The sequence below is a fragment of the Anaerobutyricum hallii genome (assembly GCF_900209925.1).
GTDB classification, from domain to species: domain Bacteria; phylum Bacillota; class Clostridia; order Lachnospirales; family Lachnospiraceae; genus Anaerobutyricum; species Anaerobutyricum soehngenii.
Genome location: NZ_LT907978.1, coordinates 3,415,125 through 3,428,931, shown reverse-complemented (window position 1 = coordinate 3,428,931; position 13,807 = coordinate 3,415,125). Strand labels below are relative to the sequence as shown.

12 protein-coding genes are annotated in these 13,807 nt (G+C 39.1%); 11 read left to right on the top strand and 1 reads right to left on the bottom strand.

Going from position 1 to position 13,807, the window contains the following annotated elements:
• The first annotated feature begins 85 nt into the window (after window positions 1-85).
• The 7 genes from pepF to EHLA_RS15485 all read left to right on the top strand — a co-directional run bounded on the left by pepF (window position 86) and on the right by EHLA_RS15485 (window position 8,775).
• Window positions 86-1,906, top strand: coding sequence for an oligoendopeptidase F (pepF, locus tag EHLA_RS15515; protein ID WP_096241451.1), 1,821 nt, complete (start codon window positions 86-88; stop codon window positions 1,904-1,906).
• Between the two features lie 20 nt (window positions 1,907-1,926).
• Complete coding sequence (locus EHLA_RS15510; protein WP_096241450.1) at window positions 1,927-2,583, top strand: hypothetical protein; 657 nt, start codon at window positions 1,927-1,929, stop codon at window positions 2,581-2,583.
• Window positions 2,584-2,586: 3 nt separating this feature from the next.
• Entirely contained in the window at window positions 2,587-3,891 is a 1,305-nt protein-coding gene (locus EHLA_RS15505; protein ID WP_096241449.1) for an ATP-binding protein, read from the top strand.
• A gap of 330 nt (window positions 3,892-4,221) precedes the next feature.
• On the top strand, window positions 4,222-4,401 hold the full coding sequence (locus EHLA_RS15500) for a hypothetical protein (protein ID WP_096241448.1): 180 nt from the start codon (window positions 4,222-4,224) through the stop codon (window positions 4,399-4,401).
• Between the two features lie 9 nt (window positions 4,402-4,410).
• The gene (locus EHLA_RS15495; RefSeq protein WP_096241447.1) at window positions 4,411-5,157 is read left to right on the top strand and encodes a glycosyltransferase family 2 protein; all 747 of its coding nucleotides are present in this window, start codon (window positions 4,411-4,413) and stop codon (window positions 5,155-5,157) included.
• 3 nt (window positions 5,158-5,160) lie between these two features.
• A complete protein-coding gene (locus EHLA_RS15490; RefSeq protein WP_096241446.1) occupies window positions 5,161-7,782 on the top strand; it encodes a YfhO family protein in 2,622 nt (873 codons plus the stop codon).
• Between the two features lie 108 nt (window positions 7,783-7,890).
• Window positions 7,891-8,775: a DUF1002 domain-containing protein gene (locus tag EHLA_RS15485; protein ID WP_096241445.1), complete on the top strand. Its 885-nt coding sequence runs from the start codon at window positions 7,891-7,893 to the stop codon at window positions 8,773-8,775.
• A gap of 2 nt (window positions 8,776-8,777) precedes the next feature.
• Here the strand turns inward: EHLA_RS15485 and EHLA_RS15480 are convergent, their stop codons facing one another.
• A complete protein-coding gene (locus EHLA_RS15480; protein ID WP_096241444.1) occupies window positions 8,778-9,050 on the bottom strand; it encodes a pro-sigmaK processing inhibitor BofA family protein in 273 nt (90 codons plus the stop codon).
• 238 nt (window positions 9,051-9,288) lie between these two features.
• Between EHLA_RS15480 and EHLA_RS15475 the strand changes: the two genes are divergently transcribed.
• The 4 genes from EHLA_RS15475 to EHLA_RS15460 all read left to right on the top strand — a co-directional run bounded on the left by EHLA_RS15475 (window position 9,289) and on the right by EHLA_RS15460 (window position 13,796).
• The gene (locus EHLA_RS15475; protein WP_096241443.1) at window positions 9,289-10,338 is read left to right on the top strand and encodes a hypothetical protein; all 1,050 of its coding nucleotides are present in this window, start codon (window positions 9,289-9,291) and stop codon (window positions 10,336-10,338) included.
• Window positions 10,322-11,578, top strand: coding sequence for a CpaF family protein (locus tag EHLA_RS15470; RefSeq protein WP_242970746.1), 1,257 nt, complete (start codon window positions 10,322-10,324; stop codon window positions 11,576-11,578). Before EHLA_RS15475 ends, EHLA_RS15470 begins: the two co-directional genes overlap by 17 nt.
• A gap of 31 nt (window positions 11,579-11,609) precedes the next feature.
• Entirely contained in the window at window positions 11,610-12,332 is a 723-nt protein-coding gene (locus tag EHLA_RS15465) for a type II secretion system F family protein (RefSeq protein ID WP_123864879.1), read from the top strand.
• 99 nt (window positions 12,333-12,431) lie between these two features.
• The gene (locus EHLA_RS15460; RefSeq protein ID WP_096241441.1) at window positions 12,432-13,796 is read left to right on the top strand and encodes a hypothetical protein; all 1,365 of its coding nucleotides are present in this window, start codon (window positions 12,432-12,434) and stop codon (window positions 13,794-13,796) included.
• Window positions 13,797-13,807: the final 11 nt, after the last annotated feature.

Sequence of the window (13,807 nt, the reverse complement as noted above, 5' to 3'; positions counted from 1 at the left end):
GGCACAACTGACAAAAAATCTTCTCACAAAATCAAGCACAAAAAGATTCCGAGAGTACATAAAAGAGACAGGAGGCACAGATAAGATGGCAGAAAGAGAAACAGAAAGAACGGTTAAAAAAAGAGCGGAAAGTGATCCGGCATACCAGTGGCATATTCAGGATTTATATGCAGCAGATGAGGTATGGGAAAAAGATTATGAAGCGCTTGCAGAGCAGGCAAAGGAACTTGCGGCATATGAAGGAAGACTGAAAGAAGGTTCTGAAGTTTTTGTAGAGTATATGCGTAAAAAAGAAGAAGTCATGAAGAAGTTTGAAGCCATATATGTTTATGCCAATCAGCGATATCATGAAGATACGGGGAATAGTTTTTATCAGGGGCTTGCAGGAAAGGCACAGGCATTATCTTTACAGCTTGACAGCGCAGTTGTATTTGAAGAGCCGGAACTTTTAGCAATAGGCGAGGACACGATAGAACTGTGGTTTTCACAGAATCCGGATATGGAATTATACAGAAGATATTTTTATGAATTATTCCGCCAGCAGGAGCATGTTCTTTCCAAAGAGGAAGAGGCGATTCTTGCGGATGTATCTGATATGTCTGCCGATGTGTCGAATATTTTTTCTATGTTTAATAATGCAGATATTCGATTCCCGTCAATCGAGGGAAAAGAAGGTGAGAAGATATCGGTAAGTCATGGAAGATATACTCTTCTTTTAGAGAACAGAGATGTGAATATTCGAAAAAATGCATTTGAGTCGGTTTACTCACAGTATGGACAATACAGGAATACGTTAGCGGCACTTTATGCGGCTAATCTCAAGAATACAGCGTTTTTTGCAAAGAGAAGACATTATAATTCCTCTTTAGAGATGGCATTAGACGGAGGAGAGATTCCGGTATCTGTGTATACAAACCTGATCGATACAGTACATGAGCATATGGATCTCATGCATCGTTATGTTGCACTTCGCAAAAAGGCATTAAAAGTGCCAGAGCTTCACATGTATGATCTGTATGCGCCGATGGTTGAAGAGTTTGAGATGAAAGTCCCGTTTGCACAAGCAAAAGAAATCGTAAAAAAGGGGCTTGCACCGTTAGGCAAAGCATACGGGAAGGTTCTCTCCGATGGAATGGAGAATGGCTGGATTGATGTATATGAGAATGAAGGAAAGCGCAGCGGTGCTTATTCCTGGGGAGCGTATGGATGCCATCCGTTTGTGCTGATGAATTATCAGGACAATTTAAATAATGTATTTACGTTAGCGCACGAGATGGGACATTCGATGCACTCTTATTATTCAGATAAGAATCAGCCATATATTTATGCAGGATATCGTATTTTTGTTGCAGAAGTCGCTTCGACATGTAATGAGGCGCTGCTAATGGAATATTTATTAAAGAATACGGAAGATACAAAAGAAAAAATGTATCTGATCAACTATTTCTTAGAACAGTTTAAAGGAACACTGTACCGTCAGACTATGTTTGCGGAGTTTGAGAAGATTACACATGAGATGGCGGCGAAAAAGGAACCACTTACGGCAGAAGTATTATGTGATATTTATTATAAGCTGAATCAGCAGTATTTTGGAGAAGGTATTGTTATTGATAAAGAAATCGCATTAGAATGGGCGAGAATCCCACATTTCTATACACCATTTTATGTATATCAGTATGCGACAGGTTATTCTGCAGCGATTGCTATTAGTAGAAAGATTTTAAGTGGGGATGAAAAGGCGAAAGAAGGATATTTTAAGTTCCTGAGTGGTGGAAGTTCCATGAATCCGATCGACCTGCTGCGTCTTTGTGATGTTGATATGGCAACGAAAGAGCCAGTAGAATCTGCATTAAAGCTGTTTGGTGAACTGCTTGATGAGATGGAAGAGATTTTAAAAACACAATAAAGTATTGGGAGAATGAATTTATGTATGAATTTACGTTATTAAAAAGTATGTTTTTTGAATTAGATAAATATAAAATCGAGGGTGTTACACAGACACAGGAAGGACAGAGAACATTTCACCGGCTGGAAGTCTCTTATGACAGTGTGCCGGAAGTAACCTCTATTACTGCAGAAGAACGTATTTTGCCGTATGTAGACAGATATTATCTGTTTATTAATGATGAGAGGGTAGAGACAGATATTCGTGACCCGAAAATAAAGCAGGTTATTTATGAATTTTATAAGCAGTACCATCCGGAGTATTTAAAAGAAGATTTGCCGGATGATATGACAGATGTGGATATTTTAGAATGTTTTGATGTATTTAAGATGCCGGATTACCGGCCGGAACATGCATTTCCTGGTCTGGTAACCTTAGAAGACCTTAAGAATGGTAATGTTCATGATGAAGATAAACCAAAGTTTGCATTTCCTGGTCTGGAGTTGTATTCTAAGGGGGATGCATCGGATGAGGATAAACCAATGGTAGCATCTTTTAAAGGATACACGTCATTTGATGGAGATCGTGAACAGGCGAAAGATAAGATAGAACAGTTAAAGAGTCAGTTCGCTTCTCAGATTGATGCATTAAATGTAGATGAGATCTTGAAAAACTGTTCTGAGAATCAGGAGGAATAGAAAATGTACAGAGAAGTATCAAAGTTGATTTTATATCGTGATTTAGGAGAAGACAGTATTCTTTTAAAGCTCGCGGATATTTTTAAGAGATTTGACAGCTGCCATTACAGAGCAGATGAGCTGATCACCGATATTTATAAAGAGATGAAGGCACTGCTTGATCTGGCAACGACATACGGTTTTGATAAAAACTTATGGCATAATTATCTTACATTTGTACTTGTGACGAATGAGAATTCTTTTAGTATGACGAGTGAAAAAGTGGGGGCGAATAACGGAACAGTAAATCATTTTGCAAAGAATGATTTTCAGGTATTTATGAACCTGTTTCACTATGATTTCAGAGCAATCGAGGAGACACTGGGAATCGATTGTTTCCGTACGATCTTAGACTATAAGGCAATCGGCAAGACAGAGCGTATGTATAATAAGAACGTAAGTGAAAAGGTGCGTGCATTGTCAGATGAACTTGCAGCAGCAGAAGATGTGGATACTTTTTTTGATGCAGTTGTGAAGTTTTATAAAGATTATGGAGTAGGAATGTTTGGTCTTAACAAAGCGTTCCGTATTGTAGAGAATAACGGAAAGCCGGACTTTGTTCCAATTAACAATTTAGATAAGGTTGTATTAGATGATCTGACAGGATATGAGATTCAGAAGAAGAAGCTGGTAGATAATACAGAAGCTTTTGTTCAGGGAAAAGTAGCAAATAACTGTTTACTTTACGGTGATGCCGGAACCGGTAAGTCTACAAGTATCAAGGCAATCTTAAACCAGTATTATGGCGATGGCCTTCGTATGATCGAAATTTATAAACATCAGTTTAAATATCTTTCTGCGATCATCAGCCATATCAAGAATCGAAATTATCGATTTATTATTTACATGGATGATCTTTCCTTCGAGGAATTTGAGATTGAATACAAATATCTGAAGGCTGTTATTGAAGGTGGAATGGAAACGAAACCGGATAATGTTTTAATCTATGCAACATCGAACCGCCGCCATCTGATTCGTGAGACATGGTCAGATCGTTCTGATAAGGATGAAGAACTGCATCGCTCCGATACAGTACAGGAAAAGCTGTCTTTAGCAGCACGTTTTGGTGTAAGTATCAATTACTCCAAGCCAACACAGCAGGAGTATTTCCAGATTGTAACCAATTTGGCAAAGAAATATCCGGAAATTACAATGAGCGACAAGGAATTATGTGCGGAAGCAAACAAGTGGGAACTTTCTCATGGAGGAATTTCCGGACGTACTGCACAGCAGTTCATTAACTACATAGCCGGAAAGTCTGATAAATAAATACAAATGGACACAAAAAGAACCCTCGGGGAAAGGGTTCTTTTTGTGCCTCTTAGAGGCATTCATTAAAAGGAGGAAGCCCATATAATTCTTCTATACGGGCTTCAAAATATGAAAAAAATCTTTAGCCACAAGAAATAGAGGGATTTCTTTGTTGCTGTCTATACTATAAAGAAAAAATATGTCCGTTTTTTGACGAAAATTTGAACAAAAGGTGAAACACATCGAAAAATATAGATACTAAAGAATGAGAATAATGAGAAAATAGGAAAAAATTATTTTGTAAAGTGTTCAAAATAGCTCGAAAACTCGAAAACAGGAGGAGATATCATGGGTGTTGTAATTGGAAAAATGGATGGGCAGGTAGAAAAAATTTTTTTGGGGAATAATTTAACAAGAAGTACAAAAAACTATGCTAAAATCTTGAAAGACAAAGTCTTGTCAGAAGAAGAAAAAAAGCGTATTCTGGCAGCAGAGAAGAAAAAGCAGGAAGACGATATTATTTTGTAGGAGATTTTTATGAAGATTTCAGTGGCAATGGCATATTATAATGGTGGGATGTATATAGAAGAACAGATGGATACGATTTTGACACAGCTTAGTGAACAGGATGAAGTTATCGTATCTGTTGATGGAGCAAGTGATGGTTCAAAGCCTTTGCTCCTTAAGATGGCAGAAGAGGACAAGCGGATTCATGTTATAAAGGGACCGGGCAAGGGCGTTGTAAAGAACTTTGAGAATGCGATTCGTCATTGTAGTGGAGAGATTATTTATTTATCTGATCAGGACGATATATGGAAGCCAGATAAGGTAAAGAAGGTAAATGAAGCTTTTTTGAATCCAAAGGTGAAGGCAGTTCTTCATGATGCGCAGATTGTGGATGAGTGCGGAAATCCAACCGGTGCAGAAGGCCTTTTTGCGAACAGAGGAAGCAGGAAGGGAATACTTAAAAATCTTATAAAGAACAGTTATGTCGGATGCTGCATGGCATTTCGCAGGGAGCTGATCCCTGTAATCTGTCCGATACCAAAAGAAATGTACATGCATGATTATTGGATCGGAACTGCTGCGGAGTATATGGGTGAGGTCTGTTTTATAAAGGAACCGTTGATCGATTATCGAAGACATTCTTCGAATGTAACACAGATGACCCATGGAAGTATGAGTTTTATGATAAAGAAGAGAATAGATATCGTGCGATGTCTGGGGCTTTTGAAAAGGCGTGTGAAAGAGGCTGGTGAAGAGATAGAGAAGGTGAATGGATAGAAGATGGTGAAGAAGAAAGAAGAACAAACGACAGGTAAGAATATAGGTAAAAATATGTGCAAGATAGAACAGAAGCTGCAGAGAAAGCATCTGATAGCCCTTTCTTTTTTCCTTCCGCTTCTTGTTATGACAGGCTGCTGCATTGTATTTGGTGTACAGCCATTTGGAGATAATTCGCTGTTGATCATTGACGGGCTTCACCAGTATATGCCGTTTTATTCTGTGTTGTATGATAAATTAAAAGGTGGGGAAACCCTTTTTTACAGTTTCCGTTCCGGACTGGGAATTAATTTTTTGTCGTTATTTTCCTACTATTTGTCCAGTCCATTTAACTTATTGATTTTATTTTTTAAGAAAAGTCAATTAAATATGGCAGTGAGTATGATCATTGTTTTGAAGATCGCATGCAGTGGAATGACTGCGGGTATTTATTTTTCTTCAAAGAGTAAAAAGCAGGGATTTTCCATAGTGATGATTTCGATGGCATATGCTCTTTCAAGTTATATGGTTGGCTATTGCTGGAATGTAATGTGGCTGGATGCCATAATGATATTCCCGATCATTATGATGGGATTGGAGCGGCTCATAGAAAAAAAGGATGGCAGACTGTATTGCATCGCACTGTTTTATGCGCTGTACTGTAATTATTATATCGCCTTTATGATCTGTATTTTTGCAGTGATATGGTATCTTCTCTATTCTTTTAAAAGTATAAAACAGTTTTTCTTCCGAGGGATAGCTTTTGCATTTTATTCTTTTCTGGCGGCAGGCATGGCAGCTATTTTACTCATACCTGCTTATATGGGAATCAAACAGACTGCATCAGGAGAGACAATGCAGCTTCCGGAACATAGCTTTCTGACTAGTGTAGCGGACTTGCTTAATCGGCAGTTTGCTTTGTGGAGTCCGATCAGCCATGACAACTTTGATGGGAATGCCAATCTGTATATTGGAATTTTTTCCGTTCTTGCGGTTGGGCTGTATGTATTAAACGGAGAGATCAAAGTCAGTGAAAAGATTAAAAAAGTACTATTAATCGGTCTTTTTTATCTGAGCTTCAGCGAAATGATTCTCAATTTTATCTGGCATGGTTTTCATGATCAGTATGGAATACCGAATCGTTTTTCTTTCTTATTCGGTTTTGTTCTTCTGTATATGCTATGGGAAGTATTTGAGCATTTAGAAGGAGTAAAAGGCTGGCATGCCGCATTTGCCTGTATGGCGGGAGTTGCACTGATGGCTTATGCGAAGTTAAAAGGAACGCAGGTATTAGAAGATAATGTCTATGGTGTGGCAGGAATGCTCTTACTCCTTTATGGGATGTTGTTATTCTTTTATACGCTGTCATGTAAAAGAAAGTATATATACAAGTTTATTTTCTGTGTAGTGGCAGTGATTGAAATTATAGTAACTGCTTTTATGGGATTTAATGAGAACGGACAGATTTCTGTTTCAAAGTTTTTCTATGGAACAGAAGATATGGAAAAAGCAACGGAATCATTAAAGGATGGAACCTTTTACAGAAGTGAGCTTGCCAGTGCGCTTATGGTAGATGAGAATGCCTGGTATCCGATAAACAGTGTGGGGCTGTTCGGTTCTACAGCAACAGACCGCATGGTAACTATAATGGATAATCTGGGATTTTACACCGGATGTAATGAGTATCTTTATAAAGGAGCGACACCGGTAACGAACTTCCTTCTGAATGTAAAATACCTGTATTACCATCAGGAAGACAGCCTGCAGACAGATTTTCAATATGTAAAGTCAGAAGGTTCTTTTGATATTTATGAGAATCCGGCAAAGGGAATGTCCATTGGATATCTCATGAATCGTTCTGTAAAAGACTGGTATTATGACAGTGCCTATCCTTTCCGGGTACAAAATGATCTCGGTGAGCAGGCATTTGGGGTATCAGAGTTGTTCCATAATATCAGGATTTCAGACCCGGAAACGAACGGCTGTACAGCATCAAGGACAAATGATGGAGAGTACTATTTTGAATATAAGGATTCCCGTCCGGATAACATGACATTTACGATTCCAATAACAAAAAATGTAGAGAATCTATATCTTTTCTATGATGGTACGCAGGTAGAGAATGCACAGATTAGCGTAGACGGGGTGAATGTAAAGTCCGGAGATATTGATGGCTATATGCTTCCGATTGGTAAAGCAGCCGCAGGTTCCGAGGTGAAAGTAACCTTTGAATTAAAAGGGGAGACAGAAGATGGCTATGTAAGACTTTCGGCGGCTGATTTTGATCAACAGGCATATGGTGACCTGAAAAAGATTGTTGCAACAAGAGCATTTTCTGTAGATCGTTATTCAGACCGATTGATAGAGGGAAGTGTCAATGCCGCGCAGGATCAGACTTTATTTTTCTCTATTCCATATGACAAAGGATGGAAAGTTACCATAGATGGAAAGGAAGCAAAAACACATAAGATTGGAGATGCTTTTCTTGGAGTAAATATTTCTTCCGGAAAACATAAAGTATCTTTAAAATATACTCCGCCGGGATTTACCGTCGGATGGAAGATAACTGTTTTATCAGCAGCTATTTTCCTGATTCTTTGTAAGATAATACATTCTCGGAAGCTTCGTCAGCTTCATGGCAAGTGATTTTGTAAGAAGATTTTGAATGTACAGGATATGCACTCTCGGAACTTTTGATACTTCATCTTGTGAGAAGACTTCGAGAGTACATTGATATAAAAAGGAGGCTTAATTATGTTTAAAAAGAAAATAGTTGCTTTATCAGCGATTATGATAGCAGGACTTATGACATTTCAGGCAAATGTATCCGCAGATGCGGTAGAAGAGAAACCATATTTGTCACTGGGCGCAGATCTTAGTGCCAGTCAGAAGAGTAAAGTACTCGAACTTCTTGGAGTAAAAGAAAATGAGCTGGACCAGTATAAAGTCGTGAAGGTTACGAATAAAGATGAGCATAAGTATCTGGATGATTATCTCGATTCTTCTGTAATCGGTACGCATGCCTTATCTTCTGTTCTTATAGAGAAAAGAGATAAGGGCGAGGGAATTGATGTTACAACAAAGAACATTACGTACTGTACTGCAGGAATGTATGAGAATGCATTAACGACTGCCGGAGTGACCGATGCGAATGTAACCGTAGCCGGACCATTTAATATTACAGGTACGGCAGCATTGGTTGGTGCGATGAATGCATATGAAGATATGACAGGAGAGAATATTTCAAGTGAGAGTAAAGATGCAGCAACGAATGAGCTGGTCGTTACAAGTAAGCTGGCAGATCAGTTGAATGATTCTGAGAAAGCAGAGCAGTTTTTAGCATTAATTAAAGAAAAAGTTCTTTCTGATGATGCAAAAACAAAAGAGGATATTAATACAATTATTGATGAATGTAGTAAAGATCTTGATGTAAATATTACAGATGATCAGCGTGAACAGATTGCTGAATTGATGCAGAAGATTAATAAGCTTGATTTAAATGTAAATGACTTAAAAGAACAGGCAAGCAAGATTTACGATAAACTCAGTGAAATGGATATTGATGCGCAGGGTATCTTTGCCAAGATAAAGACGGTATTATCTTCTATTTTTGCAGCGTTAAGTGGCTTACTGCAATAGGCTTACAGGAAGCTATAGAGCCGTACAGCATATAGAAGAATTGCGCCGGGGATTCCAAACAAGGTACAGACGGTACCGGTTATGAGATTAATTCCTACGCCGGTAACGATGTCTCTTGCGGCACAAAAAAAGTTAAAAAAGTAAATGAATCCAAGGCCGGCAGTGCTTCTACCGATAATGAAGAGAAGCGCTGACGGTCTTTTTTTTATGTATGCGATAAAATATCCGGCAAAGCAGGCGACACAAAAGATGAGAAGAATTTGATTCTGGGACATAGTATACCTCCAAAAAGGTTGTTTTTAGATTGTATGAAGAAAAAGCGGAAAATATGAGAGAGGATAAATAAAGTTGATGGAAAATAAAATAAAAAAAGTAAAAATAGTAAAAAACAGGTAGACAAAATACTTGCGATGTGATATATTGATTTTGGAATAACTGTTATATATTTACATAATATAAATGAAAGCGGAGAGCTTCCGGAAGAACACATAGGAATGTGGGAGGTGTTATAGTATGCGTTTTTCAGATATTCATATGATTATGATTGGAGAGGAAGGAGAATATGGGAGAAGATTGGTAAGATATCTGGAGACACATCTTTCTACTGCGATACGGGTATATCATTTTACAACAACAGAAAGTTTTTTAGCTTTTAAGGAGAGGGCAGACATTTATCTTTTAGATGAAGCTTTTTTTCAGAGGCTTTCCGAGGAGAAGCAGAATGTTTTGCTAAGAGAGAAGCGGCTGATCTTGCTGACTGCACAGGAAGAGGAAGGCACCTTTTGCAAGTATCATAATCCGAGGGAACTGTTAGACAGACTGAGACGGTTTTCAGATGAGATGGAAGATCTAGCTAGTAGAGAAGGCAGAAGAGAAGAAGAAAGAGTGGAAGGGAGAGAGGAGGGAAGAGAGACTGCAAGAACAAGATTAACCATGATATATTCTCCGGTTTATGAAGAGAAACTTAAGGAGATTGCGCGGTCTTTTATGAAGGAAGGAGATGTATATATCGGTGCGGAAGACCTGGGATATAAGGAGAATATTTCAGCATATGGGCAGGGAAGTGATATGGGAGATCTGTGTTACTATATTCATCTGCGTGAAGAACATGTCATGGATATGATGCGGGACATGCTGGTAAGAGAAGAGGATATCGAAGTGTTACATCCTCCGGATATGTATTTTTATTTACGGGAACTGACGAAGGAAGATTATATATGGTTTTTTGACAAGGTAAGGAAGGAGGGGACATACAGGGAAGTGTTTTGGGGAGCCGGAATGGGCTTTGTATCAGACCTGGATATACTGCGCTGTTTTGACAGGATTATTTTGTTGGATTCGAGAGAGAATATACGTCTGAATCTCTTCTGTGACCGCTTAGAAAAAGTGCTGAATCTCAGAAGTTTTCATCAGGGGGCAGCAGAGCAGAAGGAGCAGTGTCAGGAGTCTTTTCACCAGAATACTTTGTGGCAGGAACCTGTGGATTCTCGTAGGGAAGCTTCTGGTCAGGAATCATGGAAACGTGTATACAGGGAGGATATTTTGAATGGAACTGCCTGGTAGGAGAGAACTTAGGGAACAGATTTTACATCAGATGGATGGAAGAACGTCTTATGTCAGTGATGCAGATGTGTATAGAGAGATTGATAAGGCTATTTTGCGTTCAGGACATAGTGGATATGGAACACTTTCAGAGAAGGAAGAACTAAGAAGGCAGATGTTTTCTTCCATCCGGGGTTTTGATGTTCTTGAGAAGTATTTAGAAGATAGCAGTATCAGTGAGATTATGGTTATAGGAACTGCTCACATTTTTGTGGAGCAGAATGGCAGGGTAAGAAGAACAAGAGACCATTTTTTTGAAGAAGCCGATGTATATCGGCTGATCGAACAGATTGTAGCGCCGACAAACAGGATGGTGAATGAAGCTTCTCCTATTGTGGACAGCCGCCTTCCGGACGGTTCAAGAGTACATATCGTATTACCGCCCATATCTTTGGAGGGTCCGGTTATCACTATTCGAAAGTTTTTAAAAGGAGGAATGACCATTGCAAGATTACTCGCTTTTGGAGAATTTCCCGAAGCGCTTACAGGGATACTTTCTGCTTTGGTGAAGGGAAAGTACAATATTTTGATCAGTGGGGCGACAAACTCAGGGAAGTCTTCGCTCTTGAACGCACTTGCAGAATATATAGGACAGGAGGAACGAGTGATCACAATAGAAGATTCAGCGGAACTCCAATTGTTTCATGTTGATAATCTTGTGCGGTTAGAGACAAGGAATGCAAATGTGGAGGGAGCGAATGAGATTACGATGCAGGATCTGATCAAGGCTTCTTTGCGAATGCGTCCGGATCGAATTATTGTCGGTGAAGTTCGCGGTGCGGAAGCGATGTCGATGCTTCAGGCACTATCTACAGGGCACAGCGGATCGTTTTCTTCGATTCATGCGAATTCCTGCCGGGATGCGCTCCGGCGTCTTGAAACGATGGTCCTTATGGGAATGGATATGCCACTTGGAGCAATTCAGGGTTTGATTGCTTCTTCTGTAGATATTCTTATACATTTGGGAAGATGCCTGAACGGAGAGAGAAAGATATTAGAGATAAGTGAGATTAAAGATTACAGCCGGACAGAGTATGAAACGCATACATTGTTTCAGTATGATAAAGATCATGGATTAGAGATTCGGGAAGATCTGTTCCATGTAGAGAAGCTTAAAGATTATGGACAGTATGAGAAGTATTGTGAGGCGGTGAAGTTGTTTCGTGAAGGAAGGGCAGAACAGAAGAAGGAGAAGGCGTAATCTCAGCAGTATAAATTCAGACAGAATCAATTTGGATAAGTGCAAGGAGAATGTAATCTTTTTTCTGGCAGGAGAGATGGGATTATTGCTGCTGAATATATTGTGCTATGGAGATATGTACTGGATGATTCCGGAACAGGTATTAATGGTTCCCTGTTTTAAGATATTGAAAGAAAGGAAGAAAAAGAAGGAACAGCAGCTATATCAGAAAGGGTTTCAGGATCTGCTGCAGTCACTGCTGACTTCTCTTCAGGCCGGATATTCTCTTAATAATTCCTGCAGGATCGCGCTAAGAGAATTGGAAAGTCTATATGAAGGGGAGCAGAATCCAATGCTTGGGCAGATGAGAAGAATCGTGCAGGGAATTGATCTGCATATTGCGTTAGAACAGCTTTTTATGGATTTTGCGGAGCGTACGAATCTGGAGGAAGCGAGACAGTTTGCGGTTGTGATAGAGATTGTGCAAAGTACAGGTGGGAACGTAGTGGAGATTTTGAAAAGGACAATGCAGCACTTGAAGTATAAGATGGATACGGAAGAAGAGATTCGGGTTCTTCTTAGCGGAAAGCTTTTTGAGAAGAATATTATGTTGTCTATGCCGTTTTTCATTTTGGTATATCTTCGCTTGGCAAACCCGGAATATGTTGCCTGTTTTTATAAATCCGCTGCAGGACATCTGATTATGTCAGCGATGATTGGTATTACAGTAGCATGCTTTTTCTGGTCAGATAAAATTATGGATATTCAATTTTAAGATAGCATGCAGAAAAGTTTCAGAATTCGTTGTTTTGGTATTCACAGATAAGGAAGAATCACCAAAATATAATCAGCATCAGTGGAGGCGGAAATTTTTATGTCAGAACGATTTTTATATACTATTTGGAACAGGCTTCCTTTTCGTTTTAGACAGCGCCTCAAGCAGAATGTAAAAAGGAATATGCAGGAACAATATGCAGAGTCAGAACAGGAATTATATAGAAGGACAGAGCAGTTTCTTTTAAAGCAGGGAAAGATTATCCTTATAGAAGTTATGATCGGAGGTCTGTTGTTAGCGGTTGTTCTTGCCTGGCATATTTTCAAACCGGATTATATTTTGCTAAAGCGCAATCCCTTTGGACAGGGGACAAAGGAAGTTCAGATTTCTTTACAAAAAGGTAATAAGAAAAAACAGATACAATATAAGTTAGAGGAACAGAAGATTTCATTAAAAGAACGACAAAAAGTATATAAAGCTTTTTTTAAACAACTAAAAAAGGAGATGAGGGGAAAGAATCCTTCTTTGTATAAAGTAAGTGAAGCTTTGAGTCTCCCGGAAAGTATTGCAGGATATCCGTTTGAAATTACGTATGAATTGCCGGAAGACGGCTCCATTCATTTAGACGGAACGTTAAGTGAGGAAGTACAGACACCGTTACATAAAGGAGAATGTCATAGCAGATATATTATAGTGACAGCACATTACCGAGAGTATAAGGAGAAGAGAAAGTATAAGATTTCTATTGTTCCAAAAGAAGCTTCTTCTAGGAAGAGTGCGTTTTACCAGGTGCAGAAGTATTTGAAAAGAACAGAGAGAGCAAGCCGTCATGAGTCAGATGTTAAAATACCATCTTCTTATGGAGATGCCAAGATCAGGGCGGGGCAGCAGGAAGCAGGAGGAAGAGGAGCTGCGGTTTTATTTCTTGTGATGTGTTTATGTATACCTGTACATAATTATTTGAAACTAAAGGAAGAGGGCGAGAGACATCGTAAAGAAGCAGAGAAAGATTTTCCTGTGATTGTTCATCTTCTTACATTGTACATGGGAGCGGGTTTATCTTTTCTTTCCGCAGTGAGAAGAATTGGCTGTAATTATCAAAAACAGAAGGAAGGAGATGCGAAACAGAAAAAGTATGCGTTTGAGAGGGTTCTACTCATGGAACAGCAGATGAATAACGGAATGAGTCAAAAAGAAGCCTGTCAGAACTGGGGAATGCAGTTTCATTCAGAAGCTTACCAAAAGCTGGCTCTGATTCTGGTGCAAAGTTTTACAAAGGGTTCTAAAGAAGCATCAGCGATGATGGAGGCAGAAGAAAGGGAAGCATTTCAAAGACGGGTGGAGAGAGCAAAGCAGGAAGGAGAGGAGGCCGCAACTCGATTACTTTTTCCGATGATCGTATTACTGTGTCAGGTAATGTTACTTGTAATGTATCCGGCGTTGATTCGGTTTCAGGGATTTTAGATTTTCAAAAA